General features: G+C 46.5%; 15 protein-coding genes. 8 read left to right on the top strand and 7 right to left on the bottom strand.

The genetic code is table 11. The features are described from left to right. Positions 1-37: 37 nt before the first annotated feature. From AAC01S_RS12750 to AAC01S_RS12735, 4 genes are all read left to right on the top strand, one after another. The gene (locus AAC01S_RS12750) at positions 38-826 is read left to right on the top strand and encodes a toll/interleukin-1 receptor domain-containing protein (protein ID WP_083511765.1); all 789 of its coding nucleotides are present in this window, start codon (positions 38-40) and stop codon (positions 824-826) included. Between the two features lie 47 nt (positions 827-873). Further along, positions 874-1,311 carry a hypothetical protein gene (locus AAC01S_RS12745; protein WP_067622891.1) on the top strand — a complete coding sequence of 146 codons (438 nt, stop codon included), beginning with the start codon at positions 874-876 and terminating at the stop codon, positions 1,309-1,311. A 194-nt stretch (positions 1,312-1,505) separates the two neighbouring features. Continuing rightward, on the top strand, positions 1,506-2,327 hold the full coding sequence (locus AAC01S_RS12740; protein WP_067622888.1) for a hypothetical protein: 822 nt from the start codon (positions 1,506-1,508) through the stop codon (positions 2,325-2,327). A 422-nt stretch (positions 2,328-2,749) separates the two neighbouring features. After that, the gene (locus tag AAC01S_RS12735) at positions 2,750-3,478 is read left to right on the top strand and encodes a M48 family metallopeptidase (RefSeq protein ID WP_067622886.1); all 729 of its coding nucleotides are present in this window, start codon (positions 2,750-2,752) and stop codon (positions 3,476-3,478) included. 7 nt (positions 3,479-3,485) lie between these two features. On the opposite strand, the gene AAC01S_RS12730 is transcribed toward AAC01S_RS12735, so the two are convergent. The 6 genes from AAC01S_RS12730 to AAC01S_RS12705 all read right to left on the bottom strand — a co-directional run bounded on the left by AAC01S_RS12730 (position 3,486) and on the right by AAC01S_RS12705 (position 11,121). Next, entirely contained in the window at positions 3,486-3,707 is a 222-nt protein-coding gene (locus AAC01S_RS12730; RefSeq protein WP_067622882.1) for a YdbC family protein, read from the bottom strand. A gap of 15 nt (positions 3,708-3,722) precedes the next feature. Continuing rightward, positions 3,723-6,653 (bottom strand): type I restriction endonuclease subunit R, encoded by a 2,931-nt coding sequence (locus AAC01S_RS12725; RefSeq protein ID WP_067622880.1) that lies wholly within the window; start codon positions 6,651-6,653, stop codon positions 3,723-3,725. After that, positions 6,650-7,924, bottom strand: coding sequence for a restriction endonuclease subunit S (locus tag AAC01S_RS12720; RefSeq protein ID WP_067622877.1), 1,275 nt, complete (start codon positions 7,922-7,924; stop codon positions 6,650-6,652). Before AAC01S_RS12720 ends, AAC01S_RS12725 begins: the two co-directional genes overlap by 4 nt. Further along, positions 7,917-9,398: a class I SAM-dependent DNA methyltransferase gene (locus tag AAC01S_RS12715; RefSeq protein ID WP_067622874.1), complete on the bottom strand. Its 1,482-nt coding sequence runs from the start codon at positions 9,396-9,398 to the stop codon at positions 7,917-7,919. The genes AAC01S_RS12720 and AAC01S_RS12715 overlap by 8 nt, the downstream gene beginning before the upstream one ends. 64 nt (positions 9,399-9,462) lie before the next feature. Then, positions 9,463-10,491, bottom strand: coding sequence for a hypothetical protein (locus AAC01S_RS12710; protein WP_067622871.1), 1,029 nt, complete (start codon positions 10,489-10,491; stop codon positions 9,463-9,465). Positions 10,492-10,557: 66 nt separating this feature from the next. Next, on the bottom strand, positions 10,558-11,121 hold the full coding sequence (locus tag AAC01S_RS12705; RefSeq protein WP_067622868.1) for a hypothetical protein: 564 nt from the start codon (positions 11,119-11,121) through the stop codon (positions 10,558-10,560). A 261-nt stretch (positions 11,122-11,382) separates the two neighbouring features. On the opposite strand from AAC01S_RS12705, the gene AAC01S_RS12700 reads away from it, so the two are divergent. Together AAC01S_RS12700 and AAC01S_RS12695 are read left to right on the top strand one after the other, a co-directional pair. Beyond that, positions 11,383-11,940, top strand: a complete 558-nt coding sequence (locus tag AAC01S_RS12700) for a recombinase family protein (RefSeq protein ID WP_067622865.1) — start codon at positions 11,383-11,385, stop codon at positions 11,938-11,940. Positions 11,941-11,999: 59 nt separating this feature from the next. Further along, on the top strand, positions 12,000-12,272 hold the full coding sequence (locus tag AAC01S_RS12695; protein WP_067622863.1) for an HU family DNA-binding protein: 273 nt from the start codon (positions 12,000-12,002) through the stop codon (positions 12,270-12,272). Positions 12,273-12,644: 372 nt separating this feature from the next. Here the strand turns inward: AAC01S_RS12695 and AAC01S_RS12690 are convergent, their stop codons facing one another. Continuing rightward, complete coding sequence (locus tag AAC01S_RS12690) at positions 12,645-12,974, bottom strand: hypothetical protein (RefSeq protein ID WP_067622860.1); 330 nt, start codon at positions 12,972-12,974, stop codon at positions 12,645-12,647. A 213-nt stretch (positions 12,975-13,187) separates the two neighbouring features. On the opposite strand from AAC01S_RS12690, the gene AAC01S_RS12685 reads away from it, so the two are divergent. Both AAC01S_RS12685 and AAC01S_RS12680 read left to right on the top strand, forming a co-directional pair. Then, a complete protein-coding gene (locus AAC01S_RS12685) occupies positions 13,188-13,631 on the top strand; it encodes a 2-thiouracil desulfurase family protein (protein ID WP_067622857.1) in 444 nt (147 codons plus the stop codon). A gap of 162 nt (positions 13,632-13,793) precedes the next feature. Next, positions 13,794-14,270: an HIT family protein gene (locus AAC01S_RS12680; RefSeq protein WP_067622854.1), complete on the top strand. Its 477-nt coding sequence runs from the start codon at positions 13,794-13,796 to the stop codon at positions 14,268-14,270. Positions 14,271-15,004: the final 734 nt, after the last annotated feature.

Genomic DNA, 15,004 nt, shown 5'->3' with positions numbered 1-15,004 from the left:
GGAGATTTTAGTTTAGAAAATAGTGGGTGATACTTAAATGTTTACCGGGTTTGATCTGAGAACTAATATCGACTTCAGTGACTATGAGAATGAGGGAAAAAGTCTCTTTGCACGTCATAGGAGGCAAGTAAAGGACAAACTCGATGCGTTTATGCTGAACGATGGTCATTTGGATGGCTCAGAGATGCAAGAGAACTGGTTTCCTCAAATGAATTGTGATGTGTTCATTTCGCACTCGCACAAAGATGAAAAAACAGCCGTAGGTTTGGCTGGTTGGCTCAACAATTCGTTTGGCTTGACGGCCTTCATTGACTCTTGTGTATGGGGTTACTCGGACGACTTGCTTCGGAAACTTGACGATGAATTTTGTCAAATAGAAGGACGTTTTACTTATAGTTACGAGCTAAGAAATTACTCGACAAGTCACATACATATGATGCTTTCCACAGCATTAACCATGATGATCGATAAGAGCGAGTGCGTCATTTTTCTCAACTCACCCAACTCTATCAGTTCCTCTGATGTAATAAGTAATCAGACTAGATCACCGTGGATTTACCACGAAATTGCCATGACGCAGCTTATCAGGCGCAGGAGTCTAAGCGAGTATAGACGCGACCTCCTCCAGAAATCAGAGAAAACGATCATCATGGACAGTGCTCACGGCGTGCCAGTAAAGTACAGATTGGACATGAAGCACCTGCATGAGATTACTGATAATGACCTGATTGCATGGTATGGGACGCAGCACTTAACTCCAACAGAATACCCCTTAGATCATTTGTACAAGCAGGCAGGAATCGGAAATGTACTCATAGAGAGTTGACCAATCAGGTCATGCGCGACAGCGGATAGAGAGGAGAAAACACTTGAATGTCGGATTTTAGTGAAGGAAAAATTCGCTACCTTGAAATGATCCAAGGTGTTGTTACTCGCATGGAGTCTAATTCCTTCTTTCTGAAGGGCGGGACGATAACACTGGCCGCAGGTGTTTTGGCTCTTTCCAGCGCGGGAATACATAAAAAATACGTGTTCATCGCATTCGTAGCGATTGTAGTATTCTGGGTCTTGGACTCGTATTATTTATCGTTGCAACGAAAATATCGACGATTGTTTAACTATATTAGGGTCGAAGAAAGTGCCCCGATTGACTTTGACATGAATTATCACAAAGCGGATCGATGGACAATGGGAGAGCAAAGAACATCGTTTTTATGGTGTTGGCTCTCACTTACAGAATGGCCATTTTACGCTGTGATTGCGGCAATTGTATCGATTCTGCTCAGTTTTGTTGTAGCTAAATCAAAATAGTCCATGGACGGGGCCGCGCTGCAGTCCAAGTACCACACTTTAGAATTTGCGTGCAATCACTCATAGGGGAACGGTAATAGCTTATCCAGAAAGGTAATTTACCTCCTAATAACTTCCGCCTAACAAATGTTTTGCATTATCATATCATCATGCGCCTGAATTGAGAAGGTGAGTACGAAGGAGAATAATCACATATGTTTAAGGATGATCATCCCAACTACAAAAGTTATGACGATACCTTGTATCACGTTAAAGACGTGCCGTCAGGACTCGTAAGTGCTATACAAGGACTCATTGTGCGAAACTGCGAGACTGATGGGGAGTTAAAAACAGTTGTAAATGCAATCCTTTTGAGAATCCCGACAGAACCATCACAAAATTGGGGTTACAGTTGGCTTGTAGAAGAACTGGACGGCGCGATGCGACGAATTTCCCAAGGTACTTTTCATAAATTCATGGATGCAATGGTGGATGTATGCGACGTTTTAAAAGAACCATTTGTATCAGAGTTAAACGAGGAGTTGGAAGAGCATGACTTCGGATATTTTGTCGAATCATCCTTCCCAACTGGGTTCCATTGGATGGTTCGTGACGAACAAGAAATCATATCAGATGAAATTGAAGAATCTCGTGACGAAGTTAAGGACATCTGTCAGCAAACACAAGCGCACCTAACCCAATCATTAACAAACATTATGAATGATTCACAGCGGGCACGAAAGGATGCCGTCAGAGACGCCATGTCGGCAATGGAATCTCTTGTAAAGAAAGTTTCTGGAACGGATGATATTAAGGAGGCGGTCAAATACCTACGGGCACACGGCGAATGGGGTAATAATGATATTTTAAAAGATGGTTTGTCCATTTGGAATAAATTACATGATCTGTACCCTGATGTGCGTCACGGCAATCCCGACATTACAGAAATTGAAAAAGACGAAGCAGCCTATTGGATAGAAAGAATATTAGCCTATATAAATTTTATTGCGCGCCGTTATCGAACCGTAAGTCGTTAAGCATACTGAGATACCCGTCATTCGTATGTGTTCCACTCAAAACAAATTAACTGATACCGCGGAAGATTAATCATTAACCCTGAATCATCGAATCGGGTACAACCTCTCCTCCACATCATCGACGCTCCGTCCATCCCGCTGTATCCTCGTCTCATCAACGGAAAGGAGCGAGATGTCAAATGTTCATCATCCTGTGCGAGAACTGTGGCGCGGAACAGCGTTGGGGCGAAGGTGTGACCGTGGGTCAGGGACGGTCATCGAGGTGGCGGATAAGGCAGTATTGTGTGAATGTGGGGCGGGTGTGGAAGAGGAGAAGGGAACACTGGTCGAAACCCCCATAGTTCCATAGTAGACTTCCCTACCGCTGTACGGCCTTGATACAATAGCTATGCGAAGTGGTATCTCAAAAGGGGCTGTCTTACATGCCGACGTTCCAATACGGCACAACAATAATTGACTATCATCTAAACCACAAGCCCACAAAAAAGGACGTTACTATCGCCGTTGACTGGACAACTGGCGTTTCTGTTGTCGTTGCTGAAAACATTGACCAACATCGAATCGAAACCGTTCTGCGACGTAAAGCACCGTGGATTCTGCGTAAACTCGCTGAGTTCCGCGAAATCAAGCCGCTGTCCACACATCACGAGTTCAAAAGCGGTGAAAAGTTCCCGTATTTGGGGCGGCAGTATCGTTTGAAGGTTATTGCAGTGGACAAAGCTTCGGACGTGTCGCTGACGTTCCAGAACGGTCGTTTCATCGCAACTGTACCGAACTCTTCTAGTCCATCGTGGCGTCAGGAACGATTGCGACTGGCGTTTCGTGATTGGTACATCACGCATGGGGCTGCAAAGATACATCAACGAATCAAGTTGTTTGCACCACGTTTGGGGCTTGAACCGTCCAAAGTTGTTGTCAAAGACCAGCAGGCACGTTGGGGTAGCTGCACAAAAAACGGAACCATCAATATCAACTGGAGGATACTGATGGCACCGATGCGGATTGTGGATTATGTTGTTGTTCACGAACTCGGACACATGATTCACGCTGACCATTCGTCTGACTTTTGGACGGTCGTTTCCTCGGTCATGCCCGATTACGACGAACGTAAAGAATGGTTGCGTGTGCATGGTCCGACGCTGCAACTGTGACTCGGTATTATAATTCCATGCTGTTTAGTAAGTCTCTTAGCTTAACCAACTCATCTTTGCTTAGCGTAATTCCCTTGCCCATCTTGTCGTGTTCCGGCGACCAGTCACGAATATCGTATTTGGGTTCCTTATCGTTCCAAGACATTAAGTTTAATTCTTTCTTCCAGCCTTTGTTCGATTCCGAGAGAACACCCACTGCTTCTTTGATTTCAAATTTAATATCTGCCATCGCAAGAACCTCCAATTAGGCTTTGAAATGTACCTTAGCCAAGTTCATGATTTGTTGCGTGACCGCCTCTAGTTTGTCCGATGGACACTTGGCGGCACGTAGCTGTCGTTTGATACGGCTTCTCATCTCTCGCTGCACATCTTCTTTTGTCGTCCAGTCACGTATTTTCTGTAGTGCTGAGACGTCCTCCACAACGATTTGCGTCAGGTCGGTCAACTGTTCGTCGTCATGGCTATCGGACGACAATTCTCTACGCAACAGGTCGTAGAAAGGACGCTGTTCACGAACGATTCCCGATGTCGATTGAGCGGCATTGTAGCCTTGTATGTCGTCCCGAATCAACTCTTGAAGATGTAGAACAAGCTGAACAGTTTCCAAACGATGTTCCTTCCAGTCGACAATCAACTTCTCCAGCTTTTCTTTCAGCGACATGTAATGAACGGGGTTCTCGTCCAGCTTAACTCGAATCTCGTGACGAATAGCATGTTCCATTTCTGACGCCTTGGCTTCGTCTGAAGACATTCCGTCAACGTACTCCATGAATCGACTGCTTAGAATGTCAATCGGGTCGTGCAACACTTCGATGGCGTTTGCGCGGACGTGTTCCTCAATCAATTCCTTCACCTTTGCCCCACAGTCAGAAATGTCCATTTCCTCGTCACGAAAACGCTGTTTGGCGGCGAGTCGAACCTTGCCAAGAAACTTCAGGTCATCACGATACGGATTTGCTAATGGACTAGGCATCACCAAGTCCATACTTTGCGAAAACCGTTTGAAGGCTAGGTCGAACTCTGTCCGAACGTCCTCTGGTTCAAGCACCTTTATGCACGCTTCCAGATTGTCAGTATTTACATGGTCAAAGAAACGCATTGCCGCTCGGTGACGGCTCTGTAGACGTGGCACTTCTGATTCGACTGGCATCATAACGCCGCGAATATCCTTCTCATGGAACACGTCCAACGCTTGTTTCAAGAACGCGGATACACCGTAATAATCGACAATCAGTCCATAGGTCTTTCCGTCGTAGGTACGATTGACACGGGCAATTGCCTGTAGAAGATTGTGTTCACGAAGCGGTTTATCTAGGTACATCACCTGTTCGATTGGAGCATCAAAGCCCGTCAACAGCATGTCGCAGACGATGATGAACTGCAATTTGTCGTCAGGGTTCTTGAATCGTTCGATGTAGTTTTTCTGTTGTTGCTCCGATAGATGAAACTGTTTGATTTCATCCTTGTCGTTATGCCCCACTGAGATAATGACTACGGATTCGGGAGCATTCAACTTATCCAACGTCTGTTTATACAAAATCGCCGTTTCACGATTCACCGCGACGATTTGAGCCTTGAAGCCGTTCGGTGCAATATGTTGTTCGTAATGCTCGATGATGTCCATGCAAATAGCTTCAATACGCTTTGGAGCGGCTGTAATCGCCTCTGTCGTCGCGTATTTCTGTTTGATGCGTTCCCGATCATCCTTTTCGTAATTTGCAAACATGCGGTCAAATAGGGCGTCCAGTGAGCGTCCTTCGATCTGGAGGTCAGGCATTCGGCTTTCGTACAGAATGGGAACAGTGGCTCCATCATCAACCGCCTGCTGAATCGTATAGGTGTCGATGTAAGTACCAAAAGTCCGTGTCGTACTTTTATCTTTCTTATCAATTGGCGTTCCCGTGAATCCGAGATAACAAGCGTTAGGCAATGCTGTTCTCATGTTCGTTGCCAGTCCCTTGTACTGGGTACGATGGCTTTCATCTACCATCACGAAGATATTGCTATCCGTACTCAGAACTTTATCTACTTCATCCTCGGCTTCTTGGAACTTCTGAACGGTCGTCATAATGGTCTGACCAGAACCAATGCGTAGCAGATTGCGTAGGTCAGCCACGCTGTTCGCCTGCACAGGATTCGGAAAGCCACAACGTCGGAATGTGTTAGTGATTTGCAAATCCAAGTCCCTACGGTCCGTCACAACCAAAATCGTCGGATTTTGCAACCTAGACTCACGACGTAACTTGACCGCAAGATACAGCATGGTCAAAGACTTTCCGCTACCTTGCGTATGCCAAACCACGCCACCACGTTCATCAAGCGATTCAGCATTAACGACTCTGTCGATAGCTTTGTTGACGGCACGAAATTGTTGGTAACGTGCCAGTTTCTTAATGGTGCGTCCACCTTCGGGTTCATAGACGATGAAATTCTGAATCAAGTCCAACAAGTTACGTTTGGTCAACATTCCTGCAACCAGAACGTCTTGCGGCTTCACTTCGCTGCCCAAGTCTGACAATGTAATTGGGTACGAGTCTTTCCATTCGCCGTAATGGCGCAGTTGGGCTTTGATGGTCGAATACCTGGCTTGTTCTCCACACGTACTGATAAGGATTTCGTTGTAGTAAAAAAGCCGTTCTGCATCACGTTGATACCGTTCCAGTTGCTTTACGCCCTGACCGATAGGACTGGTGATGAACGGGCTTTTACACTCGATGACCACCAATGGCAAGCCGTTCACGAACAGAACTACATCAGGAATGATGTTGCCCGTCACCCCACTGACCTTGAACTGGTTCACGACAAGAAATTCGTTATTGTCGATGTTGTCAAAGTCAATCAAACGGACGGTCTGATTCTTCTTACCCTTGCCCAGGTCCTGTTCAACAGAGATGTAATGAACGAGGTCGTCGTGCATAGCTTCGTTTGCTTCCATCAGACTGGCGGCTTCAACATGGGTAATGTCACGGACGACCTTACGCAAGTTATTCTCGTCAATCCACGGGTTAATACGTTTAATGGCATCACTTAGACGCTGTTCAAGAACAACGTCACGTAGCGTCTGACGCTCCCCTTCAAGATAGGAACCGTGAATGTACGAGTACCCCAACCGTTTCAACTGTTCGATGATACGATTCTCGACCAGTTCCTTCTCGTTCCAATCGTGCGTCGTCATACAGACACCTCGGACGGTTCATCGACGTTTACACGGACGTTGCCTGTGAGTAGAACTTGCATCAACCCTTGTTTGAAGATGACTAGGGAGGACAAATACTGTTTTTCGTTCGCTATCCGAGCATCAATAGCCGAGATTATCTTGACAATTTTAAGTTGCTCTTCCACATGTGGCATAGGGATAAAGAAGTCACCGACTTGCTTAAGACTTAAATTGGGCTGTGCTCCTGCTGTAGAAATCATTTTAATTTGGTGTTGGACTATAGAGCTTAATAAAGTGTAGAAAACAAAACGAACATCCAGATTGCCTTTGCTCAATCGAATAATGGCTAGAGCCTGATTTGTGTTTGCGGGGAGAATGTTCGAAGTCGCAACAGCAGCACGTCCTAAAGCCCCAGCAATCGAAAACAAAATATCTCCTTCTTGAATCTGCGACCTACTTAACTTCGCATGAGCATCAGTTGAAATCTTTGCGAACTTATCTTCATGAAAATTACCATGCTCGTCGATGCTTTCAACCTTTATAAAATTGATACCGTTCTCACAGTAATTAAAGCCATAAGTCGTAGGTGTTGTTCCTTTGGTAATTAAGTTAGAAACCGATGACAACCGAACGACGCCCCACTCAGCCGGAATCTCCCCAATCTCCGTCTGCTTGAACTTCGTGTGACCAACGCCCCGGGTCAACAACTGCTGCATCAAGCCACGTTTGACAACTTCGGTTTGGTCGATGACACGTTGCGTGGCGTCGATGGCATCGTCAACGGAAGTTAGGATGGCAGCGACTTTACGTTGCTGAAATAGGGGCGGAAGACTGACTTCCAGTTCATCACGGAAAAACTCGTTTGGAACACGTTGCCTACCAGTAGTCCCAACCATTCGTGCAATCGCTTTGTTACGAACATTTCCGTCCTTAACCATGTAGTAGAGGAACTTTGAATCCAGTTCGTCTTTTGGTGAAAGCACGATGAACTCAGTTGAACCGAATCCAAATTCAGTCGTTAGACCTTGAACTAATGCAGTCTTGCCGTTCTCTGTACAAGGTGTAATGCGCGCAAACAGTACATCGCCATTTCTGAATTTAGAAGCACTGGTTTTTTTGTATTCCCTAATTTCGATATTTCGAGGTTGTGGAGAGTCTTCTGCGACAGAAGCCATATCAATGAATGAACATATTTCACCGTCTGCGATCTTGTAGGTCGGATTTACGTCGCAGACCTCGTGAAAGTACACATTCTTCCAAGCGTCGTCGTTCATTGGAGACTTACTCACCGTAGCCCAACTCCTTAAGGTAGCCGTTCATCACGAGTTCAACCTGTTGACGTTCTTCCTCAAGGCGTCGCAACTCGGCAATGGCGTCCTCAACGTCAATCTGTTCGTCCTCGTCAGTGGCGTCGATGTATCTGGCAATGTTCAAGTTGTAGTCGTTCTTACGGATTTCGTCCAAGTCAACGACACGGCAGTATTTGTCCACGTCTTGCCACGCATCATACGCAGCAACGATTTTCCGAATGTCCTCATCGCGTAAGAAGTTCTGGTTCTTGCCCTCTTGGTAGTCATTTGCACCGTTCAAGAAGAACACCTTGCCACGTTTGCTAGCGTCTTTCTTACGATTAAATATCAGAATACATGCTGGAATACCCGTACCATAGAACAGGTTTGACGGCAAACCAACGACAGCTTCCAGCAAATCTTCTTCCAGAATTCCCTTGCGAATGGTTCCTTCTGCACCACCACGAAACAGAACACCGTGTGGCATAACGACGCCAGCTTTCCCTTCGTGGTTTAACGTCGAAATCATGTGCTGGACGAACGCCAAGTCACCCTTATCTTTCGGGGGCAGACCGAAACGGAAACGTCCATAGCCGTCCGACTCCACGTCCTCACGTCCCCATCCCTTGAGACTGAACGGTGGATTCGCTATGACACGGTCATACAACATCAGTTCGCCGTCCTGAACCAACTTCGGGTCACGAATGGTATCGCCCTTCTCGATACGATGGTCACTAAGTCCGTGCAACAATAGATTCATCTTACAAATTGCCCATGTATTCAAGTTCTTTTCCTGTCCGTGCAACGTCAGGTTGCGTGGGTTGCCACCCGTAGCCTTGATGTAGTCAACTGACTGAATTAACATACCACCTGACCCTACTGTTGGGTCGCAGATACGCATACCTTCTTGCGGCTTTATCAGCTTAACAATAAGTTCAACGACCTTGGATGGCGTGTAAAATTCTCCCCCCTTTTTGCCTGCATCGTCCGCAAACTGCTTAATTAGGTATTCGTAGGCACGCCCTAACATGTCTGGTTCGCTTAGATTGGCGTTGGACAAGTCGATGGCACTGAAATGCTGGATTAAGCGTGAAATGGTGGCGTCAGGTAGACGTTCCTTGTCGTTGAAGTCAATCGTAGCCAACACGCCTTGAAGCGTCGGGTTCTCTTCTTCAAGCAACTCAAAAGCGTGGTTGATGGCCGCCCCAATGTCCTGCGTCTTCGACCGAATGTATTCCCAACGGGCATGTTCTGGGACGAAGAATTGGTGTTCGTCGTGGTCGTACCAACCGTAATCTTCGCCATATTCACACTGAATTTGCTCGGCTTTCTCTACGAAAACGTCGTTCAAACGCTTCAAAAATAGCATCCCAAATATGTAATTTTTATAGTCCGACGAGTCGATGCTGCCTCGAAGTATGTTCGCTGATTCCCAGAGGTGGGATTCTAGTTGTTGTAGAGTTAATCTGCTCATGTGCTCCTCCATTACTACCGCGTAATACCGCCACCTCTATTATGAGGTGGGGTTCAGCGGCAATTCAATGTTTCCCTTCACTATCCTCGGCAGGGTTGTTATCCAATATCCATGCACATAACTCAACCAAGTTGGCCGTCAGATGCAACACAAACGAGGTTTCCTGCCGATGCGGTACAGCACCCTCGAAGTGGTGGTACGGGCCACTCCAATCCCAAATAGCGTTGATCAGCTTGTCCAGAGCATCGAGCCGGGAATGACTGCTTTCAGGCCACTTGTTTCTGAGCCGTGCCAGCATCGATTCGACCTTCTGTTCAAACGAATGTTTAGGATCAGGAGGAACTTTCCAAGCCGAACTGAGTACCGTCACGACACCCTCAACTACCTTGCGGCACTCCCCGATGCAGTGTTCAAAATCCCCACCGCGAAAATCTGCGTTCGCCTTGTCGAATCGTTCGACAACCTTTTTCCATTCATCCTTCTTCTTTTTCAAGTCGATCAAGGGAAGCTCGACAATATGTGCACCAACACCCAATTGAGTCAGTAACTTTACCCACTTTTCTCGTTCAATCCGTATTTGCTCAGGGTTCTCACTGGCGACTCCAACGATTTCTTGCTGATGCCACGGCATTTTGACTTCTTGACCGTTTTGAGTTTGAAATGAAACTGGAACCGAAGCTCCACTCTTAACTGAAGCCGCCCCATGCAGAGTACACATTCCGATTAAATCCGAACCTTTTCGAGCATCTTCAATCCATGCTACGTCCCCCGGTGCAATGGGGATTTCAAGCCTGATGTCGTCACTTGTGCTAGGTAAACTCGCCCACGGCACTAACAGAGTTCGTTTCGAGTCACCAAAACTAATTCTTCCTGAAACGCCAGCAAGCCTTGCCTGTCCTCCTGCAAACACTGATTCAGCGATGTGCGATGTTACTTGTGCGGCGGTGCACTTGCAATTCATTGACAGGCGAGTGCCTGAGTTGTCCGACACAACATACATATGGTCACTGTCAAACTTGATTTCAAAATAAACGGAGTAGGTGTACCCTTCTCCGATGCCTTTGAGCCTAAACGTATTTACGGTCACATTCATCACCTACATCATTTACTTTCGGTGCGTTAGCCAAGTTACGATTGCGGAACCTAATGGTGCGGTGATTCACGTATTCTTTTGCATTACCTCACTAAAGCGAGACAAAATCCCACCCTTGGCCTGTTCCGACCCTTCCATTATGGCCTTGATCTGTTCCACTAATTGACGCAACTCTTCTTCGTCGGGCGTTTCATGTTGGTCAATAAGTGCCATCAAGTCTTGAACACTTGTGCTGTAGTTAAGTGTGGCCGTTTGCTGATTGCCGATGATGGAGCCGGGTGAGTTATGGATATTGAAGGTGGTCGAAGAAGAATGCTTTACCGACTCCGATTTTCTTTCACGCTCGGTCAAATAAAACGCCTTGCGCTGGAACAGTTGTCCCGCAACAACTTCAGGCGATGCTTCTTCCACAAAGAGCAATTCTTGCGATACCTCGCTCCGCAAGATGTCTCCGTCTTGAACATCCGCGTTTGGATACAGTCCAATGTAGTTCCGTTTAGGCGAATCTTCGGAATTTCTAATCCCCTGAACAGTCCCCACTAGCTCGTCATTCCTGATGACCGCAAACCGTTCACCAGCAATCTGAATGAATTCCCCTATATCAAGTGAAATCCCATCTCCTAGTGGCATAAGGATGCAACCCCCTTTATTCGTCCTCTGCGATTGTTACCTGAACTCGTTCACGTACCCAGTCTACTTGCTTCGACAGTATTCGTGATTGTATGTGGTGAATCCTCTTCGAGTTCCGCACTGTGTCAGTCTGGGGTCTACCCTACTATCACAATTCATGATCCTTGTCATACCTGACCGGATAGGGTAAGGGGGCAAAATTAACTGACACCTGTAAGCCCGCCTCAAAGAACTATATCTGACAGGTTGGAGGGATTTCCGTTGGTTGGGCAGACAGTTGGTTACGTGCGGGTATCTTCGCTTGATCAGAACGAGGATCGGCAATTAGAAGGTGTTGAACTGGATTGCAAGTTCATGGACAAACTCTCTGGTAAAAACACTGAGCGTCCCGAGTTGCAACGGATGTTGGTTTATGTGCGACAAGGAGACAAACTCGTAGTACACAGCCTTGATCGTCTCGCCAGAAACCTTGCAGACTTGCTCTCGCTGGTGAAACAACTCAATGATAAGGGTGTCGAAGTTCACTTTCTCAAAGAAAACCTGGTGTTCAACGGGAACAACAACACGCCAATGTCCATGTTGATGTTGTCAATGTTGGGGGCATTTGCAGAGTTTGAAAGAGCGTTGATCAAAGAGCGTCAGCGTGAAGGAATCGAAATCGCAAAGAAAAAGGGGGTGTATAAGGGCCGCAAGCCCTCGCTCAATAAGACGCAAGCTGAGGAACTTCGCCAACGTGCGGCTGCTGGTGAACCCAAATCTGCCCTCGCGCGGGCCTTTGGCATTAGTCGCGAGACTGTATATCAGTACCTGCGATCTTGATTTCTCGTGCCGCCCGCACTTTTGTCATACATGCGACAGATGGATGGGAGGGATAAACGATGAACAAACAGGAGCTTATCAAGTCAATTTCAATCGGTGCTGGCGTTTCTCGCGCACAAGCTGAACGAATGCCTACGGCTATGCAGGAAACGGTATCAAAGGTATTGGCACGCGGCGAAAGAATCAGCGTGCGTGGCTTTGGCACTTTTGCAATCAGTGAACATAGTGCCCGTCGTTGCCGCCATCCGGTTAGCGGCAAAGTGATGATGGCTCCTGCTTATCGGACGGTGCGCTTCGTGCCTGCCTCGCAAATCAAATCGCAGTTAAACTAATCATCGCATCAAGGCCGTCAGAACTACTGGCGGCCTTTTGCATGAATGAAAGGGGAAAGACCTGATGCTACGTGACAATCTATTCGCATTTGCAAGTGGCAGTGAAGACCGTTTTATCATCACACGCAAGAAATCCCACTCGTCGCAGCATGGTTTTGCACAAAAGGCTTGGCTGCATACGACCTGCGGCCGGTCGAGATTGACGGTGACGCACTCTACGAGGGGTATCCAGATAAGTGGCGAGGGCAGTTAGAGGTGACAGTGCCAGAACTGTTGCCACACTTGTACAGATAACAAACACCCCGCTCACGGCTCACCTAACCGGGTGCGGGGTTATTCTACGTGGTTTTTCCCGAAAGTTCTGTTCCGTGCTCACCATTCCGCGAGTTCTTCTTTGTACTGCTCAATGCGAGTCCCCACAAATACAGGTTCGAGACTGTCAAACGGAATCCAGTCGAAAGGAATATCCTCTCTTTTACAGTAGTCATCAACTATGTCCGTTACGTCCTCTGCAAGGTCAGTCTCAAATAAAACAAAGTCGATATGTTCCGTTGTTTCAATGTCTATGTCGTCACCATGCTGAATCATATCATACAGCTTTGTCAGGGCTGCGAAACGATGGGAACCAGTGACAAGTCCCGATTTACTATGGAAAAGGATCGGTGCCCCTTGCCATCCGTTCGCTAGAAGAGACTTTACCAACTCATTAACCTTGTCCGCCTCGGTTGTTTTCCGCGGTTCTAATTTGCAGAAAAACGCGGCGGTCGTTTATGCATTGATATTGGATATTCATACGCTTTTCGTGTGCTACACTTATTGAACTAAGGGGCAGGTTAGTGACAAAAGAGGATACGATAAATTTCCTTCGAAGTAGTTAGTATATGTCTAATTTTGCAGTAAGAGAGGACATTCATCATGAAAATCGTGAGTGCCTGTTTGGTCGGTTGTAAGTGTAGATACGATAATCAATCTGCTTTACATTCAAAAGTCGAGAATTTAGTTCAAAGTCGTCAAGCAGTGCCTGTCTGCCCTGAGCAATTCGGAGGACTCCCGACTCCAAGGAATCCTGCAGAGATTGTAGGCGGAGATGGATTTGATGTACTTGATGGCAATGCCAAGGTTATCGATAGTGAGGGGAATGACGTCACACAGGAGTTTATTGACGGGGCTTACCGAGCACTAAACGTTGCACAGACTATTGGGGCAACAACAGCCATTCTTAAGAAAAATAGCCCCTCCTGCGGAAGTGATTTGATATACGATGGGTCTTTTTCTGGTATGAAGAAGGAAGGAGTGGGCGTGACTGTTGCTCTATTATTACGTAATGGACTAACGGTTACATCCGAAGATGGCGATTAACAAGGGGGTCTCATAGGAATTGCTCTTGAACTAAAGGGGGAGAATGTCCGAGAAGGACTCGGACTCGTTGATACATATATATACATTATTGGTTCAGAACTGTTACTGCGTTAGCGGGCAGAAATGTGTAATTACAATCTTCTCAGAAAAGAGGGAATTTTGATGAGTGAAGATTGGAAGAAAGATAGGTTTGGTGCAATTGAACGTAATGAAAACCCGATGGTCCTTACCAGGATGAAGAGTGGCTATGCAGTAATTGGGGATACTCAGTTTCTTCCTGGATATTGTGTTCTATTGGCGTATCCAAAAGTTAATTCTCTTGAGGATTTGAGTTTGGAAGCCAAGACGGATTTTTTGCGAGATATGAGCTTGTTGGGAGAAGCGGTTCAGTCTGTGTGTAATCCAAGGCGAATGAATTATTCCATTTACGGAAACTCAGATGAATTTCTGCATGCTCACGTTTTTCCAAGATATGATTGGGAACCAGAAGAGAGAAAACCTTATCCAGTTTGGAAGTACCCAAGAGAAATGTGGGTCATGCCAGCAGTACAATATTGTGATGAAAAGCATTTATCTTTACGACAACAAATTACTGAGAAACTCACCGCTTTGATTGCGAAGGATTACAATTTTGACTAATGAATTTGAAACATCCTGTTTCTGCTATCCCATAATGACCAAAAGCTGACGGTGGATTTTGTCCAAAGGCTGACGGAACGGGTGTCCACAATGGTGAACCAGTCAAGGCCGCGTAGCGTTTATATAGCCTTGACTGGTGACTCTTGCCTCCCACGCTCTTGCAATGTCCAGCAAGGCATTGCTGGACCTGCCTAGCGGCGAGCGATGGGGTGCAGGGGGCACGCCCCCTGCGTTTCCCCGTATGGGGACGGAAGGGGATAATGCCCTAGAATTTTACACTGAAAGTCGAAAATCCATGTCCAATGAATGTAGTGAAAAGGCTTCATTCGGTCAAAATAGTTCGACACAGGGGTTTTAGGCTTCCCATTGTGATAAAAACGGACATTATAGCCCATCAAGAGAATCGTCCGCAATCGCATCACAACAGCGTTCGGACATATATGTCGTCAGATTGAGGACAACCTACACCGTCAGCCTTTGGACAAAATAGCTTAGCAGTAACAACATCCTTCTTGAACTATAGGGGGCGTTAACGACATAAGGAAACGCTGACCAAATTGCATAAATATAAATAACGCGGTATATCGGAGCGCCGCGTTTTTCTGCATTTTTAAGTTGCGGAAAACAGCCTCGGTATTATTTATCTCCCTCATCCAATCAATGTCTGCAAATGTCGCCAACTTTTATGCCTCCCTACTGGCAGACTCTCCGTTATGTCACGCTAGCGTAATGTA

It is taken from the genome of Alicyclobacillus acidiphilus NBRC 100859, from assembly GCF_001544355.1.
Lineage (GTDB): Bacteria > Bacillota > Bacilli > Alicyclobacillales > Alicyclobacillaceae > Alicyclobacillus > Alicyclobacillus acidiphilus.
Note: the sequence above shows the minus strand (reverse complement) of the source record. Positions and strands in the feature narration are given on the sequence as shown.